Genomic DNA, 15227 nt, shown 5'->3' on the forward strand with positions numbered 1-15227 from the left:
ATACCGGCGCCCGCCGACCGGTTCGGACGACCATGACCACCGACTCCACGGCCTCCTGGGCCGCAGCCTTCCGCTCCGCCGTCCTCAGCCCGTACGAGAGCATCGAGCTCTTCGAACGCCGCTCCTTCGCCGGCCAGACCCTCCGCCAGATCATCCGGCTCGACGGCGGCGGCACCGCCCTGCGCATCCGCCTCACCAACCGCTACGGCAAGGAACCCCTCCACATCGGCGGCGCCCGCCTCGCCAGACGCACCGAAGGAAGCGGCATCGAATCGGGCAGCGCCCTGACCGTCCGCGTCGACGGCGCCGAACAGTTCACCGTCCCCGTCGGCGCGGACCTCGTCACCGACCCCCTCGACCTGACCGTGGCCGCCGGCGACGAACTCGCCCTCGACCTGTGGCTGCCCGAGGACACCGGCCTCTCCACCTACTCCGCCGTCCCGCTGCGCACCGGCTACGCCGTGCCCGGCAACGCCCTCGCCGCGCCCACCCTGGGCGGCGCCGATGGCCTGGACGAGCTCGTCACCCGGCACTTCATCGCCGGCGCCGACGTCCTCGCCCCCGTCGGCACCCCCGTCGCCGTCGCCTTCGGGGACTCCTGGTTCGAGGGCACCGGCACCACGCCCGACACCGACCACCGCTTCCCCGACCTGCTCAACGACCGCCTGCGCGCGGCCGGCCGCGACGGCTGGGTCGTCAACCAGGGCCTGTCCGCCAACCGGCTGCTCACCGACGAGGCCGGCGAACACGCCCTGGCCCGCCTGGAACGCGACGCCCTCCAAGTGCCCGGCGTCACCCACGTCCTGATCCACTTCGGCCTCAACGACCTCGGCATCCCCGGCCAGGAGGCCTACCCCGAGCCCGCACCCGGGCCCACCGCCGCCGACCTCGTCGCCGGTCTCACCGCGCTCGCCGACCGCATCCACGCGGCGGGCCTCACCGCCGTCGCCACCACCGTCGGCCCGTACCGCGACACGATCTTCGAGGGCTACTCCACCCCCGAAGGCGTGGCCGTCGCCCGCGAGGTCAACGACTGGATCCGCGGCGCGGACAGCCCCTTCGACGCCTACGCCGACTTCGCCACCGCCGTCGCGGACCCCGCCGACCCCGACCGGATCCACGACACCTACGACAGCGGCGACGGCCTGCACGTCAACGACGCGGGCGCCCAGGCCCTCGCCGACTCCGTCGACCTGGCCGCCCTGAAGATCTAGAACACCGGCGTGCCGTCCCGGGTCAGCTTCCAGTCCTCCGACGCGAACCGGCCCGGGTCGACCGTCCCCTTCGCCTTCACCCAGGTGATGATCGTGTTCCGGATCTCCTCGGAGTTCGCCCACAGCTGCTTGGCGCCCGCGACGTGCGGGAAGTTCCCGCCGCCGCTCGCCCGGTAGTTGTTCACCGCGAGCACGAACTCCGCCTTCGGGTCGATCGCCTTGCCGTCGAACGCCAGCTTCACGATCCGCGACCCGACGGGCTTGGCGATGTCCACCTCGTACGTCACGCCCCGCACCGCGTCGTAGTTGTAGTCCGGGATGTTCTCGGCGTTCGTCAGCTTCGCCGGGTCCACGGGCCCGCCGGCCGGCGTCCGCACGTAGTACCGCGCGGAGAACTCCAGATACTCCTTCAGCTGCGCGCCCGTGAGCAGCCGCGCCTCCAGGGTGTTCTCGAACGGGTACAGCCCCGCCGCGTCCTTGATCGTCACGTCACCCGCGGGGACCTGCGCCGTCCGCGAGAAGCACGACGCCTGCGAGAGCACCGGAAGCGCCTCGTACGCACCGCCCTTGAGGGCCGCCGTCACCGTCTCCTGCTGCACCAGGTTGATCAGATCGATGAGCGCGACATCCTTGTACGGGCCCTCGGCCGTGCTCATCGCCGCCGTCGACGTGCCGATCACCTGGTTCACGTACGCGACGACCTTCTTGTGCTCGTCGGCGAGCAGCCGCGTGACCTTGCGGTCCTCGGCGGCCGTATTGGAGTTGAGGACCTGCGCGCCGGCCTTCTCCACCGTCCAGCGGCCCTTCTCCCACACCAGCTCGAAGTCGAACAGCGTCAGCCGCTGCCCCCACTTCAGCGGCTCCGACAGCACGACCTTCTTGCCGGTCTGCTTGTTCTCCACGAAGTACTCGGGGATCTCCGTGTGCGCGTGCCCCACCAGGATCGCGTCGATCCCCGGCACCTGCTCCGCCACCAGACCCGCCGCGTTCTCCACGTACGGCAACTGGTCACCGTAGGACGACGTGCCGCTGGAGCCCGAGTGCGCCGACACGATCACCACGTCCGCACCCATCGACCGGAGCCTTGGCACCCACTTCGCCGCCTGCTCCTCCAGACCGGGGAACGTCATCTTGCCCTGCACGTTCGCCTTGTCCCAGATCGCGATGCCCGGGTTGGTCAGACCGAGCACCGCCACCTTCACGTCCCGGCCGTGCGGGGTGCGCAGCCGCTTCATGACGTACGGAGCGAACGCAGGCCGCTGCGTCCTGGCGTCCAGCGCGTTCGCCCCCAGCAGCGGGAAGTCGCACTGCTCCTCGAACTTGCGCAGCACCGGAATGCCGTAATTGAACTCGTGGTTGCCGAGCGCCGCCGCGTCGTACCCGATCGCGTTCATCGCCTGCGCCATCGGATGCACCGGACCGTGCGCGGCGGTGATCGGGTCGACCTTGGCGTAGTAGTACGACAGTTGGGTGCCCTGGATGGTGTCGCCCGCGTCGATGAGCAGCGTGTTCCTGCGACCCTTGGCCTCGCGGACCTGGTTCACCAGCGTGGAGATCTTCGCCAGGCCCACGTCGTTGTGGTCCTTGTCGTCGAACTCCTTGTCCGTGAAGTAGTCCCAGTTGAAGACGTTGCCGTGCAGGTCCGTCGTGCCGAGCACGGTGAACGCGTACCGCTTCTTGTGCCGCCCGCCCTTCCCGCCGGCCTTCCCGGACCCGGCCGGCCGCGCGGCGGCGGGCGCCGCGGCCGCGCCCGTCAGCGCCGCCCCCACACCCGTGGCGGCAGACGTACCCAGGAACTTCCGGCGGTTCAGCGGCATTTCCGTACTCCTCAGTAGACCGATGTAACGCGCGTAGATTCTGACCCCGGCACCCACCCCCGCAACAGCCCCCGCCAGGTTTCGATCAGGTGACTGTCCGGTGCGCCCCACCCAGTGCGAGAGTGACCGCATGGAACAGAGCCCCGCCCCCTACGGCACCCCCGACGCCCCCCGCATCGCCGTCCGCGGCGAAGCCCACCTCGAAGTCGACCCCGAGATCGCCCGCATCAGCGTCACCGTCAGCGCCCGCGGCACCGACCGCCGCGACGCCCTCAACGACCTCACCCGACGCAACGCCGCCGTCCTCGACCTCGTCAAGGCCTACGGCAACGCCGTCGACTCGGTCGAGAGCGGCACCTTCTCCATCAGCCCCGAACTCACCCGGCACGGCCGCGGCGAACGCGTCCGCGCCTACCACGGCCGCGTCCACACCACCGCCGAACTCAGCGACTTCACCGCCCTCGGCGAACTCACCACCCGCCTCGCCGACCTCGACCTCACCCGCGTCGAAGGCCCCTGGTGGGCGCTGCGCCCCGGCTCACCCACCTACCGCCAGGCCCGCCAACAGGCCGTCCGCGAAGCCGTGCAGCGCGCCCGCGAGTACGCCGAGGCCCTCGGCACCGACCTCGCCGCCCTCGTCGAACTCGCCGACATAGGCGCCGAGAACCCCACACCCCCCTACGGCTACGGCAGCCCCGCGGGCGCCATGCCCACCGTCGCCTACGGCGGCGCCGCCCCCTTCGACGAGGCCCCGCCCCTCGACCTCGAACCCCAGCGCCAGCACGTCTACGCCCAGGTCAACGCCCGCTTCACCCTCGTCCCACCGCGACTGGGCCACTGAGTCACTGAGCCGCGACGTCACGAGGGGTCTCAGGCCAGCATGCCGCCGTCGACCCGCAGCACCGCGCCCGTCACATACGAGGCGCGGTCGCTCAACAGCCACGCCGCGGCCTCGGCGATCTCCCGCGGCTCGGCGGCGCGCCCGAGCGGCGTCCGCGCGTTGAGCGCGTCGACCGTCCCCGGAGACCGCTCGTCCCACTCCCGCAGCAACTCGGTGAGCGTCGTGCCGGGCGCCACGGCGTTCACCCGGACATTCTCCGGGCCGTAGGTGGCCGCGGCCGACGCCGTCAGAGCGTTCAACGCCCGTTTCAGCGCCCCGTACGCGGGCAACTGCGGGTTGGCCGTCAACGCACCGACACTGGAGGTGTTCACGATGGCCCCGCGCCCCGCCGTCGCCCGCATCGCCGCGATCTCGGCCGACATCGCCACCCACGCGCCCTTCAGATTGACCGCGTACAACTGGTCGAAATCCGCCTCCGCCAACTCGTCCAGCGGGCCCGGCGGCTGCCCCGTCGCACCGTTGTTGAACGCCACATCGAGCCGCCCGAACACCCGCACCGCACGGTCCACCGCCGCGCGCACGCTCACCGGATCGGCCAGATCGCACACCATGTGCTCCGCGACACCCCCGGCCGCCCGGATCTCCCCGGCCACCGCCTCCAACTGGTCCCGCGAACGCGCCGCGAGCAGCACCCGCGCACCCTCCTCGGCGAACAGCCGCGCCGCCGCCGCACCGATCCCACGACCCGCCCCGGTGACGAAGGCGACCTTCCCGGCGAGCAGCCCGCCCGAGGCCGGGACGGGGGAGTGGGAAGCGACGGGCGGGACGACGTCATTCTCAACGATCTTGTTCATGCCGACGAGCCTGCGCCCCGCCGAGCCTCCCAGCCAGGCACCAGCAGTGCCTGGCTGAGCGCCGCACCCCCCGATACACAATGGACCCGTGGACCGACGAGCACGACGAGAACTCGGTGACTTCCTGCGCAGCCGCCGCGCCCGGATCACCCCCGCCGACCTGGGCCTGCCCGCGGGCACCCGCCGCCGCACCCCCGGCCTGCGCCGCGAGGAGGTGGCACAGCTCGCCTACATCTCACCCGAGTACTACGCACGCCTCGAACAGGCCCGCGCCCCGCACCCCTCCCGCGAGGTGCTCACCCAACTCGCCCGCGCGCTGCGCCTGTCGGACGTCGAACGCGACCACCTCCACCACCTCGCGGGCCTCCCGCCGGGACCGCCGCCCGGGCCCTGCCGCGACGTACGCCAGAGCATCGTCGACCTGCTGGACCGGCTGCCGCAGGCCGCCGCCGTCGTGGTGTCGGCCACCAACGAGGTCATCGCCTGGAACGCGCTCGCCACCGCGCTGATGGAGGACTTCTCCGCCCTGTCCCGGCCGGAACGCAACCTCATGCGGCGCACCTTCCTCACCCCGCCCCAGGGCGGCCGGCGGCTCTACGGGGTCGCCGACACCGCGGAGTTCGCCCGGACCTCGGCCCACCACCTGCGCGCCACCGCCGCCCGCTACCCCGACGACCCCGAGGTGCGGGCGCTGGTCGACGAACTCCTCGCCGGGAGCCCGGAGTTCGCCGCCCTGTGGGCCGCCCACGACGTGACCGACCGGCCCATCCCGTGCAAGACCTTCGAACACCCCCTCGTCGGCACCCTCACCGTCCGATGCGACGTCCTGGACATCACCGACCGCGACCAGCGCGTCCTCATCTACACGGCCGCCCCGAACTCCCCGTCGGAGGAGGCGATGCGGCTCCTCTCGGTCATCGGCACCCAGCGCATGGGCGACGCCCTCGCACCCGCGCCCTGATCACCCGCCGGGCAGGCCCTGGACGCTGCGGCCGAGGAAGGCCGACAGCCGCACATGCGCCGGCGCGGGTCCCGGGACCGGCTGCTGCGGCCCGAACATGCCGGGCCGACGGAAGCCGTCCAGGCCCACCTGACGCAGGCGCGCGAGCAGCTCCGCGCACTGCCGCTGGTCGACCAGGTCGGTCCGGCCGACGGCGATCGCCAGGTCCACGCCGTGGGCCAGCACTTCCATGAGGTGGATCAGCGCCGCCAGCGGACCCGGGACGGTGCCGAACCCCAGGCGGACCGTCATCGCGGCCAGCGCGGCGTCGGTCGCGGCCGCACGGTGCCAGGCCGGGCGATCGGCCTCGGCGGCGGCCCGGAAGGCGCCGACGGGATCCGTGCCGAGCCAGTCGTCGTGGTGCTCGCCCCCGGCGTCGGTGCCGGTCAGCTCGGCGGTGTAGATCCGTATGCCGCCGACAAGATGGTTGAGCGTCGTCCGCGCGTCCCACCCCGCGCAGGGGGTTGGCGCGGACCAGCCGTCACCGGCACCGACCGCCTCGACCACCGTGCCCGTCACGGACAACGCCCGGTCGATGCGGTCGACCACCACGGGCCGGTGGGCCGTCACCGCGGTGGGCCGGTGGGCCGTCACCCCAGCACTCCGTCCAGCCAGTCGTAGACACGGCCGAGCGCCAGCCGCTGGGCGCCGGACTGGCAGTGCGCCGCGGCGCCCTCCTCGTCGGTGAACGCCATCAACGTCTTCTCGCAGGTGAGATGCGCGTACAGCTGTTCCGGCTGGCCCTGGAAGAAGCCGTCCTCCTCGGCGGAGCAGACCAGCACCGGACAGGCGATCTTCTCGGCGAGACCGTCCCGCAGGTGGTAGTCGAGGTAGGCCGCGCAGAACGCCCGCGGGCTGTCCACACCCATCGCGAACATGCCGTGCTCCACCGCCCACTTGAGCGTGGGGGAGGCGGCCATGCCCTCGGCGAGCAGCGCGTCGAGCTCCGGATCCCGAGCCGCCCGCAGCCGGCGCTCGGCCTCCTCGCGCGGCATCGAGAGGAAGGCGGTGCTGATGTCCCCGAGGTCGAAGACCCCGTCGAGCGCGACGACCGCGGCGATCCGCCGGTCGAAGGCGGCGGCGCGGGGCGCCAGATAACCGCCCATGCTGAGGCCGAACACGGCCATCCGCGCCGGATCGACCCCGGGCAGCGTCACCGCGTGGTCGAGGACCGGCGTGACGACGCTCTCCCAGTCGGGACGGAACGTCAGCCCCTGACGGTGACGGGTGCCCGGCTGCCCGGGACCGTCGAAGACCAGGACGGTGTAGCCGCGTTCGACGGCCGTGGCCGCGCCGAAGAAGTGCATCTCCTCGGCGGTGCCGTCGAAGCCGTTGAACATCACCACGGTCGGGCGCGGCCGGCCGGAGTCGTCGGGGCGGTAGAGGTAGCCGGGCAGGGTCGTGTCCTCGTACGGGATCTCGACCGGTTCGATCGCCGGGGTGAACAGCTCCGCGGCCCGGCGGAAAGCGGTGACGGAGGCGTCGTAGGCGTGCCGGATGCGCGGGTCGGCGGCGTCGCCGTGCAGGAAGAACTCGGCCGAGCGGTAGTAGTTCGAGGCGCGCAGAAAGCCGTCGCGGGCGCTGACACGGTGACCGCCCGCGAGGGAGGTGTGCGCCTGCTCGGCGACGCGGTCGGCGGTGGCCAGCCACTGGTCGTACCAGCTGTCGTAGTCGCCGGCGGTGATGCGCTGGGCGGTGGTGACGACCTCGCCGAAGTCGGCGCCGCCGTAGGCGATGTGGCCGAACGACCGCAGGGTCTCGTACCAGAACGACGGGTGGTCGGCGAAGAAGAGCGGCTTCATGGGAAAGCTCCTAACGCAGTTGGTGGCTGCTTTAGTGCGACCGTAGACCCGCCGACGACATAAACGCAAGCGGACCCTGCGTTAAGATGGGCGTCATGAAGGAGCCCCAGACGCCGGCCACCCCTCCGACAACCGCCCCGGCCCCCGCCCCCGCCCGCCGCCCGGGAGGCCGCAGCGCCCGGGTCCGCACCGCCGTCCACCAGGCCGTCACCGAACTCATCGCCGAACGCGGCTACGGCACCTTCACCGTCGGCGACGTCGCCACCCGCGCCGGCGTCGCGGACAGCAGCATCTACCGCCGCTGGGGCACTCTGGAGGCGCTCCTCATGGACGCGGTCGTCAGCCGCCTCACCGAGCACTCACCCGTGCCCGACACCGGCAGCCTCCGCGCCGACCTGCGCTCCTTCGCCGCCAAGGCCGCCGAGGACGTCACCGGCCCGGACGGCCTGGCACTGCTGCGCACCGTCCTCGCCGCGCTGGCCACCGGCCCCGGCGGCGAGTCGGCCCGCGACCAGTTCCTCGCCGTCCGCTCCGAACAGCTCCAGGGCATGCTGGAGCGCGCCCGCGCCCGCGGCGAGGGCGCCCCCGACGTGCTGGGGGTGCTGGACGGCGTCCTGGCGCCGATGTACATGAGGGTGCTGTTCGGCGTCGTACCGCTGACACCGGAGTACGTCGACGGCCTGGTCGAGAGCACACTCGCGCGCTGTTCGGGGTGAGTTCGAGGGGCTTCCACTCGTACGTGTCGAGTGGGGCGGCGTACGCCCTGTGTGCACGCCGTACGCGTTATGTGAGGTGGGTCACAGTGGGTGCGGTCATTGGCGTAGACCTCACCTCGGGGGTCTTCGTAAACCTCGTGGTCACGCTCCGTTACCCATCAGTACCTGGTGACGTTGTGCAGCGTTCAATGATCACTGCGTGATTTTCGAATCCCTGCGCATGCGTGTTCGGCAACATCGCGCGATTGAGTAACCCTCACCAGTGGGTGACGGGACACGAGTTGACGGTCGCCCTTCGCTTCAAGCCCTCATGAAGGACTCATGAACGATGACGTCCACGCGGAGGACGGCAGCAGCCCGGTAGCCGCGTCCGTGCTGCCCCTGCCGCTGGAATTCGAGACGCTCTACCTGAGCAACCAGGAAGCGTTTCACTCCTACGCGTTGCTGCGACTCGGCACCAACGCGGCCGCCGAAGACGCTGTGCACCGCGCGTTCCTTGAAATCCTGCAGCACTGGTCCGCACTGACCGGGGAGAACGACCTCCACCAACAGACATGGGCGATCCTGCGACGCGTCGTCATGTCCGAGGCACTCAAAGCCTTCCGCAAACGCCTGGCACTCCTGCCCAGCGACATCGGCCTCTTCCGGGCCATGTGCAAACTGCCGCCACGCCAATTCGACGTCGTCGTCCTGCGCCACGTCCTGCAGTACGACACCCAGCGGATCAGCTGGTACATGGGCGTCACACCCAGCACCGTCGACTACCACTGCCGCAAAGCGAAGGAGCGGCTGGAGCCCGCCGTGGCCTCATACATCAAGACCGAGGGGGACCGGAAATGACCACCATGGAGACACTTCTGGCGCAAGTCGGCACCGAACTACGCACACGCCGACGGCCGTTCGACGTAGGAGCCGGACTACGCCGCCTCGCCGAGGACGCCGGCTACGTACCCCACTCCAAAGAAGTCCCACCCGTCGCACGCGCCCGCCGCCAACTGACCGCCCTGGTACGCGCCACACTCGACCAGGCCGGCGCCGCCGTCCACATCGAACGACTCGCACAAGAGATCGGCGAAGGCGGCCCCGACGGAAACCGCACCCCCCTCAAAGACCTCGACATCGGCGGCGCCCACATCTTCGCCTGCATGCTCCACCTCGCCGACCACCCCGAAAGCGCACAGTTCTGGTGGCAACTCGCCGCCGGCGCCCAGAACCGCGCCGCCGCCCACTGCCTCCACCTGCACCACCTCGGACGCGGCGAAAGCACCGAGGCCGCCCACTGGCTCGACCAGCTCCAGCACTGCCACGACGACCCGGACGACACCACGCCCCACCACCCGCCCCACACCACCCGCGAACCCGGCATCACCGCCGAAGTGCAACGCCTCGCCACCCGCGACGACGCGGACGCGGTACTCGTCTGCCGCCCCGAACGTGAAATCGCCGACCGCCTCCAGCACTGCGCCCAACAACACTGACCCACAGCGGCAGCCAAAGACACCAGCAGCAAAAGACCCCCACAGCAAAAAGCCTGCCCGGCGGTCCCTCGGTTCCTAGGCCACCGACCGCCGACAGGCTCCTCGACAGGCACGCCCCCAGGAGGGCCACCCATGCGAAAGCGTAAGCCGAACCCCCGACGCACAACCAGTGCCCCACCGGACAACAGCCCCCGCCGCGACGCCGCCACCCACCTCCTGCGCGGCACCTGCTACGGCCTCGGCACCAGCCTCGCCGGCCTCGCCGCCTGGTGGATCCAGCACCATGGCTGACCACGCCGGCAGAGGAGCGTTCGCCCGCTGGCTGCTGCGCCAGTACCGACTGGCCGGACACACCGAAGACGTCGAAGCACACCTGCGGATCGTCACCATCGCCGCCATCGCCCTCGATGCCGGCCTCACCCCCGAACAGACGGCCGCACTGGCCCGCACCCTCACCGTCACCCCACAAGAGGTCACCGCGGCCTACACCGCCGAAAAACGACACCGCACCCTGGAAAAACTCCTCGACCACCCCGGCCTCGCCGAACTCGACGCCCACCTGGACGACATAGCCCGCAGATGAGGCCCCACACACCACACGCCGCACGACGGGAGCCGCTCATCGGAGCGGCTCCCCGCACAATTCAACACTTGTCAATAACCCTTCATGCAAAGGTTGTTGAGTAGTCACCCCCGACCAATTCTCTACCCGCCGGTAAGGCCTAGGCTCGAACCATGCGCCGAGCAAAAATCGTCTGCACCCTGGGACCCGCCACCGACTCCTACGACCAGATCAAGGCACTGGTCGAAGCCGGAATGGACGTCGCCCGCTTCAACCTCAGCCACGGCACCCACGCCGAGCACGAGGAGCGCTACCAGCGCGTGCGCAAGGCCGCCGAAGAAACCGGCCGCAGCGTCGGCATCCTCGCCGACCTTCAAGGCCCGAAGATCCGCCTCGGCCGCTTCAGCGAAGGCCCCGTACTACTCGAACGCGGCGACGACTTCACCATCACCGTCGAATCCGGCACCCAAGGCGACCGCCAGCACTGCGGCACCACCTACAGCGGCCTCGCCGACGACGTCACCACCGGCGAACGCATCCTCGTCGACGACGGCAAAGTGACCCTCGAAGTCACCTCCGTCGACGGACCCCGCGTCGCCACCACCGTCGTCGAAGGCGGCATGGTCTCCGACCACAAAGGCCTCAACCTCCCCGGCGTCGCCGTCTCCGTCCCCGCACTCAGCGACAAGGACGAAGCAGACCTCCGCTGGGCCCTGCACACCGGCTTCGACGTCATCGCCCTCTCCTTCGTCCGCAGCGGACGCGACATCGAAGACGTCCACCGCATCATGGACGAGGAAGACCGCCGCCTCCCCGTCATCGCCAAGGTCGAAAAGCCCCAGGCCGTCGACAACATCGAAGACATCGTCGCCGCCTTCGACGGCATCATGGTCGCCCGCGGCGACCTCGGCGTCGAAATGCCCCTCGAACAAGTCCCGATCGTCCAGAAGCGCGCCATCAAACTCGCCAAGCGCAACGCCAAACCGGTCATCGTCGCCACGCAAATGCTCGACTCGATGATCGACAACTCCCGCCCCACCAGGGCCGAGGCGAGCGACGTGGCCAACGCCGTCATCGACGGCACCGACGCGGTAATGCTCTCCGGAGAAACCAGCGTCGGCAAATACCCCATCGAAACGGTCAAGACGATGGGCCGCATCGTCGAAGCGGCGGAAGAGGACATCCTCGCGAAGGGCCTGCCCCCGCTCACCGAACGCAACAAACCCCGCACCCAGGGCGGCGCCGTCGCCCGCGCGGCCGCCGAAATGGGCGACTTCCTCGGCGCGAAGTACCTCGTCGCCTTCACGCAGTCCGGCGACACGGTCCGCCGCCTCTCCCGCTACCGCTCACCCATCCCGCTCCTCGCCTTCACCCCCGACAAGGCGACCCGCTCCCAGCTCAACCTCACGTGGGGCGTGGAAACCCTCCTCGGCCCGCACGTCGACTCCACCGACGCGATGGTCGAACAGGTCGACGAGCTGCTGCTCAAGGGCGGCCACTGCGAGCGGGGCGACATCGTGGTCATCACGGCGGGCTCCCCTCCCGGAGTCACCGGCTCCACGAACCTGGTCCGCATCCACCACATCGGCGAGGACGACAGCCCGAAGTAGCGCGGCTGCTCAGTGTTTCGGGCCGACGTGGACGTCCATCAGGGCCACGTCGGCCTTGCGGGCGACGGAGATGTTGAACGGGTTCCCGTGCCGGGTGCAGTGCGTCCAGCCGACGCCGAGCGCGTCGAGGGTGTCGGTGAAGAGTTGCCTGATGTCGTCGGACTTGTTGGTGAAGAAGTACCGGGGATATTCGTAGCGCTTGCGTACGCCGCCGACGACGCGGGTCGTCCAGTTGGTGATGCGGCAGCCGTCGGAGTGGATGAGCCCGCGGATGAAGTCCCACGGGTGGGCGTCGACGATCTCCTGCTGCCAGGGTTCGAGGGCGATCTTTCGCTCGTGCTTTCTGCCGGGGCCGTGCTGGGGGAACATGCACCACAGGTGTTTCGAGTAGACCTTCACGTTCCGACAACCGGTCCGGCGTACGCGACAGACCGAGTTGTCGGGGAACACCACGCGCATCGCTTCTTCACAGAGATCCATGAGCCCCGGCCACGCCTCGGCGCAGACGATCATCAGGCTCGGGACCCGGTGGGCGGAGTACCGGATGATGTGCCCGTCGCCCAGATAAAGGCCCAGGAGGTACGAGTACGCGCCTTCGTCGAGATCGCGGCCGTCACAGCGTGGACACTTCGGGTCGTGTCTCCCGGGGCATTCTCCGCGCTTGGCCCGGTCCATGTGCTTCCAATAGCCGACGGTGCCGAGCGGAACGTTCAGCTCGCGCGCGACCCAAGCGTTTTTCGCTCCGCCCCGCAGCAGTGTGAGTGCCTTCTGTCGCACTTCTGTGCCGTGAAAGTTCATACGACCACTTTGCGCAACGAGCCGTGGCTGCACGTAGCAAAAAGCGAAGATCCACGCGAATGTGGACCTCCGCTTCTCGGGGGTGCCGGGTGCGGGATTCGAACCCGCAAGCCCTCTCAGGCAGAGGTGTTTGAGACCTCCGTGTATACCGTTCCACCAACCCGGCCAGGCACTGCCGGAAGTGTACCGGGTCACCGGGCGGCGACGCAGCTAGGTACCCTGCTAGGGCAGTGCACCTGCCATGAACGAGGAGCCCCCGTGACCGCCCCCGAGTCGCCCCAGCCCACCGACGTGTCCGACGACGACAAGTCGCACGTGCCGCCGCTGACGACCCGCGTCGTCATCGCCGAGGACGAGGCCCTGATCCGGCTCGACCTCAAAGAGATGCTCGAGGAAGAGGGCTACAGCGTCGTGGGCGAGGCCGGGGACGGCCAGACGGCCGTGGAGCTGGCCCGCGAGCACAAGCCCGACCTGGTGATCCTCGACGTGAAGATGCCCGTCCTGGACGGCATCTCCGCGGCGGAGAAGATCGCCGAGGAGTCCATCGCCCCGGTGCTCATGCTCACCGCGTTCTCGCAGCGCGACCTCGTCGAGCGTGCCCGCGACGCCGGCGCGATGGCGTACCTCGTGAAGCCGTTCAGCAAGACGGACGTCGTCCCGGCGATCGAGATGGCCGTCTCGCGGTTCACGGAGCTGAAGACGCTGGAGAAGGAGGTCGCCGACCTCTCCCAGCGTCTGGAGACGCGGAAGCTCGTGGACCGGGCGAAGTCGATTCTGCAGACGGAGTACGGCCTGACGGAGCCCGCCGCGTTCCGGTGGATCCAGAAGACGTCGATGGACCGTCGGCTGTCGATGCAGCAGGTGGCGGAGGCGGTCATCGAGGACTCCGAGGAGAAGAAGGCGTCGAAGGGCTGAGCGCCCGCTCCCGTCCGTACGAGGAGGCCCGCACCCCGGATCCGGGGTGCGGGCCTCCTCGTGTGCGGGGCGGGGCGGACGCTCAGTCCTCGCCGAGGTACGCCTTCCGCACGGATTCGTCGTGCAGGAGGTCGCCGCCCGTGCCGGAGAGGACGACCTTGCCGACCTCCATGACGTGGCCGTGGTCGGCGAGGGAGAGCGCCGCTTGGGCGTTCTGTTCGACGAGGAGGATCGTCGTGCCCTGGGATTTCAGTTCGGCGATGGTCGCCATGATCTTCTGCATCATGATCGGGGAGAGGCCCATGGAGGGTTCGTCGAGCATGAGGAGTTTGGGCTGGGACATGAGGGCCCGGCCCATGGCGAGCATTTGTTGTTCGCCGCCCGAGAGGGTGCCCGCGGCCTGTTTCTTGCGTTCGCCGAGGATGGGGAAGAGGTCGTAGGCGCGGTTGATGTCCTTTTCGATGCCTGCTCGGTCGGAGCGCAGGTAGGCGCCGAGGCGGAGGTTGTTCTCGATGGTCATGCGGGGAAAGATGTGGCGGCCTTCGGGGGAGTGGGCCAGGCCGAGGGCGACGATTTGGTCGGCGCGGTATTTGCGGAGTGCTTTGCCGTTGAATTTTATGGAGCCGCCGACCGGCTTGAGGAGGCCGGATATGGTGCGGAGTGTGGTGGTTTTTCCCGCGCCGTTGGTGCCGATGAGGGTGACGACTTCGCCGGCGTCGACGGAGAAGCTGATGCCTTTGACGGCTTCGATCTTGCCGTAGGCGACGCGGAGGTCCTCGACTTCGAGGAGTGCGGTCATGTGTTGTTCTCCTCGAAGGGCTCGCCGAGGTAGGCGGCGATGACGCGGTCGTCCTGTTGCACGGTTTCGCTGGTGCCTTCGACGAGTTTCTCGCCTTGGACGAGGACGGCGACGCGGTCGCAGAGGTTGAAGATGAAGCGCATGTCGTGCTCGATGACGAGGACGGCGATGCCCATTTCCCGGATGGCGAAGACGAGTTCTTCGGTGGCGCGGGTTTCCTGCGGGTTCATGCCGGCGGTGGGTTCGTCGAGGAGCAGGAGGCCGGGTTCGCTGGCGAGGGCTCGGGCGATCTCCAGTTTGCGCTGTTCTCCGTAGGGGAGGTTGCGCGAGAGGTGTTCGGCTTTGGCGGCGAGTCCGACGAATTCGAGGAGTTCCATGGCGCGGGCCTTGGAGGCGGCTTCGGCCTTGTGGAATCCGGGGCCGCGGAGCAGCGCGGACCAGAGGCCTTCCTTCGTCCTCGTGTGGCGGCCGACGAGCACGTTCTCCAGGACGGTCATGTTGGCGAAGAGGCGGATGTTCTGGAAGGTGCGGGCGATGCCTGCCGCGGTGACCTTGAAGGATTTGGCGGGCAGGATGCTGCCTTTGTAGCGGACTTCGCCTTCGGTGGGGATGTACAGGCCGGTGAGGCAGTTGAAGAAGGTGGTTTTGCCTGCGCCGTTGGGGCCGATGAGGCCGACGATTTCGCCGGTGTTGACGGTGAGGTCGACGTTGCGTACGGCGGTGAGGCCGCCGAAGCGCATGGTGACGCCGCGGGCGTCGAGGACGGTTTGTCCTGCCGGGGTGGCGGGGGTGGTGTCCTCTTTGGTGATGTCCGTGGTCAT

General features: G+C 69.5%; 17 protein-coding genes and 1 tRNA gene. 10 read left to right on the plus strand and 8 right to left on the minus strand.

The annotated features are described in order from the left end of the window. The first annotated feature begins 32 nt into the window (after window positions 1-32). A complete protein-coding gene (locus ACZ6CV_RS03635; RefSeq protein WP_469249297.1) occupies window positions 33-1214 on the plus strand; it encodes a GDSL-type esterase/lipase family protein in 1182 nt (393 codons plus the stop codon). Here ACZ6CV_RS03635 and ACZ6CV_RS03640 read toward each other — a convergent pair. Beyond that, on the minus strand, window positions 1211-3031 hold the full coding sequence (locus tag ACZ6CV_RS03640; RefSeq protein WP_469249299.1) for a bifunctional metallophosphatase/5'-nucleotidase: 1821 nt from the start codon (window positions 3029-3031) through the stop codon (window positions 1211-1213). The genes ACZ6CV_RS03635 and ACZ6CV_RS03640 overlap by 4 nt on opposite strands. 130 nt (window positions 3032-3161) lie before the next feature. Here ACZ6CV_RS03640 and ACZ6CV_RS03645 point away from each other — a divergent pair, with 130 nt between their 5' ends. Then, entirely contained in the window at window positions 3162-3872 is a 711-nt protein-coding gene (locus ACZ6CV_RS03645) for an SIMPL domain-containing protein (RefSeq protein ID WP_469249301.1), read from the plus strand. Between the two features lie 29 nt (window positions 3873-3901). Here the strand turns inward: ACZ6CV_RS03645 and ACZ6CV_RS03650 are convergent, their stop codons facing one another. Next, window positions 3902-4726: an SDR family NAD(P)-dependent oxidoreductase gene (locus ACZ6CV_RS03650; RefSeq protein ID WP_469249303.1), complete on the minus strand. Its 825-nt coding sequence runs from the start codon at window positions 4724-4726 to the stop codon at window positions 3902-3904. 88 nt (window positions 4727-4814) lie between these two features. On the opposite strand from ACZ6CV_RS03650, the gene ACZ6CV_RS03655 reads away from it, so the two are divergent. Continuing rightward, window positions 4815-5687 carry a helix-turn-helix transcriptional regulator gene (locus ACZ6CV_RS03655; protein ID WP_469249305.1) on the plus strand — a complete coding sequence of 291 codons (873 nt, stop codon included), beginning with the start codon at window positions 4815-4817 and terminating at the stop codon, window positions 5685-5687. Here the strand turns inward: ACZ6CV_RS03655 and ACZ6CV_RS03660 are convergent, their stop codons facing one another. Continuing rightward, entirely contained in the window at window positions 5688-6320 is a 633-nt protein-coding gene (locus tag ACZ6CV_RS03660) for a TIGR03086 family metal-binding protein (RefSeq protein WP_469249310.1), read from the minus strand. Beyond that, complete coding sequence (locus ACZ6CV_RS03665; RefSeq protein ID WP_469249323.1) at window positions 6317-7528, minus strand: alpha/beta hydrolase family protein; 1212 nt, start codon at window positions 7526-7528, stop codon at window positions 6317-6319. The genes ACZ6CV_RS03660 and ACZ6CV_RS03665 overlap by 4 nt, the downstream gene beginning before the upstream one ends. Window positions 7529-7623: 95 nt before the next feature. Between ACZ6CV_RS03665 and ACZ6CV_RS03670 the strand changes: the two genes are divergently transcribed. The 6 genes from ACZ6CV_RS03670 to pyk all read left to right on the plus strand — a co-directional run bounded on the left by ACZ6CV_RS03670 (window position 7624) and on the right by pyk (window position 11894). Continuing rightward, on the plus strand, window positions 7624-8244 hold the full coding sequence (locus tag ACZ6CV_RS03670; RefSeq protein ID WP_469249325.1) for a TetR/AcrR family transcriptional regulator: 621 nt from the start codon (window positions 7624-7626) through the stop codon (window positions 8242-8244). Between the two features lie 321 nt (window positions 8245-8565). Continuing rightward, window positions 8566-9084 (plus strand): RNA polymerase sigma factor, encoded by a 519-nt coding sequence (locus ACZ6CV_RS03675; protein WP_469249327.1) that lies wholly within the window; start codon window positions 8566-8568, stop codon window positions 9082-9084. A 5-nt stretch (window positions 9085-9089) separates the two neighbouring features. Further along, entirely contained in the window at window positions 9090-9722 is a 633-nt protein-coding gene (locus tag ACZ6CV_RS03680) for a hypothetical protein (protein WP_469249329.1), read from the plus strand. 132 nt (window positions 9723-9854) lie between these two features. Next, window positions 9855-10013, plus strand: coding sequence for a hypothetical protein (locus tag ACZ6CV_RS03685; protein WP_362376145.1), 159 nt, complete (start codon window positions 9855-9857; stop codon window positions 10011-10013). After that, a complete protein-coding gene (locus tag ACZ6CV_RS03690) occupies window positions 10006-10305 on the plus strand; it encodes a hypothetical protein (RefSeq protein WP_469249331.1) in 300 nt (99 codons plus the stop codon). The genes ACZ6CV_RS03685 and ACZ6CV_RS03690 overlap by 8 nt, the downstream gene beginning before the upstream one ends. A 152-nt stretch (window positions 10306-10457) precedes the next feature. Next, entirely contained in the window at window positions 10458-11894 is a 1437-nt protein-coding gene (gene pyk / locus ACZ6CV_RS03695; protein ID WP_469249333.1) for a pyruvate kinase, read from the plus strand. A gap of 9 nt (window positions 11895-11903) precedes the next feature. Here the strand turns inward: pyk and ACZ6CV_RS03700 are convergent, their stop codons facing one another. Continuing rightward, window positions 11904-12692, minus strand: a complete 789-nt coding sequence (locus tag ACZ6CV_RS03700; protein WP_469249335.1) for a helix-turn-helix domain-containing protein — start codon at window positions 12690-12692, stop codon at window positions 11904-11906. Window positions 12693-12775: 83 nt separating this feature from the next. Then, window positions 12776-12858, minus strand: a tRNA-Leu gene (locus ACZ6CV_RS03705). 92 nt (window positions 12859-12950) lie between these two features. Between ACZ6CV_RS03705 and ACZ6CV_RS03710 the strand changes: the two genes are divergently transcribed. Continuing rightward, window positions 12951-13607, plus strand: a complete 657-nt coding sequence (locus ACZ6CV_RS03710; protein ID WP_355813296.1) for an ANTAR domain-containing response regulator — start codon at window positions 12951-12953, stop codon at window positions 13605-13607. A gap of 82 nt (window positions 13608-13689) precedes the next feature. Here ACZ6CV_RS03710 and ACZ6CV_RS03715 read toward each other — a convergent pair whose 3' ends face one another. Beyond that, window positions 13690-14406: an ABC transporter ATP-binding protein gene (locus ACZ6CV_RS03715; RefSeq protein ID WP_362376155.1), complete on the minus strand. Its 717-nt coding sequence runs from the start codon at window positions 14404-14406 to the stop codon at window positions 13690-13692. Next, window positions 14403-15227, minus strand: coding sequence for an ABC transporter ATP-binding protein (locus tag ACZ6CV_RS03720; protein WP_469249338.1), 825 nt, complete (start codon window positions 15225-15227; stop codon window positions 14403-14405). Before ACZ6CV_RS03720 ends, ACZ6CV_RS03715 begins: the two co-directional genes overlap by 4 nt.

The organism is Streptomyces sp. NPDC041713, from assembly GCF_055591085.1.

Excerpts from the sequence above, each read along its gene's own strand:
- ACZ6CV_RS03635 (WP_469249297.1), top strand. The coding sequence starts at position 33 with ATGACCACCGACTCCACGGCCTCCTGGGCCGCAGCCTTCCGCTCCGCC.
- ACZ6CV_RS03640 (WP_469249299.1), bottom strand. The coding sequence starts at position 3,031 with ATGCCGCTGAACCGCCGGAAGTTCCTGGGTACGTCTGCCGCCACGGGT.
- ACZ6CV_RS03645 (WP_469249301.1), top strand. The coding sequence starts at position 3,162 with ATGGAACAGAGCCCCGCCCCCTACGGCACCCCCGACGCCCCCCGCATC.
- ACZ6CV_RS03650 (WP_469249303.1), bottom strand. The coding sequence starts at position 4,726 with ATGAACAAGATCGTTGAGAATGACGTCGTCCCGCCCGTCGCTTCCCAC.
- ACZ6CV_RS03665 (WP_469249323.1), bottom strand. The coding sequence starts at position 7,528 with ATGAAGCCGCTCTTCTTCGCCGACCACCCGTCGTTCTGGTACGAGACC.
- ACZ6CV_RS03670 (WP_469249325.1), top strand. The coding sequence starts at position 7,624 with ATGAAGGAGCCCCAGACGCCGGCCACCCCTCCGACAACCGCCCCGGCC.
- ACZ6CV_RS03675 (WP_469249327.1), top strand. The coding sequence starts at position 8,566 with ATGAACGATGACGTCCACGCGGAGGACGGCAGCAGCCCGGTAGCCGCG.
- ACZ6CV_RS03680 (WP_469249329.1), top strand. The coding sequence starts at position 9,090 with ATGGAGACACTTCTGGCGCAAGTCGGCACCGAACTACGCACACGCCGA.
- ACZ6CV_RS03685 (WP_362376145.1), top strand. The coding sequence starts at position 9,855 with ATGCGAAAGCGTAAGCCGAACCCCCGACGCACAACCAGTGCCCCACCG.
- ACZ6CV_RS03690 (WP_469249331.1), top strand. The coding sequence starts at position 10,006 with ATGGCTGACCACGCCGGCAGAGGAGCGTTCGCCCGCTGGCTGCTGCGC.
- pyk (WP_469249333.1), top strand. The coding sequence starts at position 10,458 with ATGCGCCGAGCAAAAATCGTCTGCACCCTGGGACCCGCCACCGACTCC.
- ACZ6CV_RS03700 (WP_469249335.1), bottom strand. The coding sequence starts at position 12,692 with ATGAACTTTCACGGCACAGAAGTGCGACAGAAGGCACTCACACTGCTG.
- ACZ6CV_RS03715 (WP_362376155.1), bottom strand. The coding sequence starts at position 14,406 with ATGACCGCACTCCTCGAAGTCGAGGACCTCCGCGTCGCCTACGGCAAG.
- ACZ6CV_RS03720 (WP_469249338.1), bottom strand. The coding sequence starts at position 15,227 with ATGACCACGGACATCACCAAAGAGGACACCACCCCCGCCACCCCGGCA.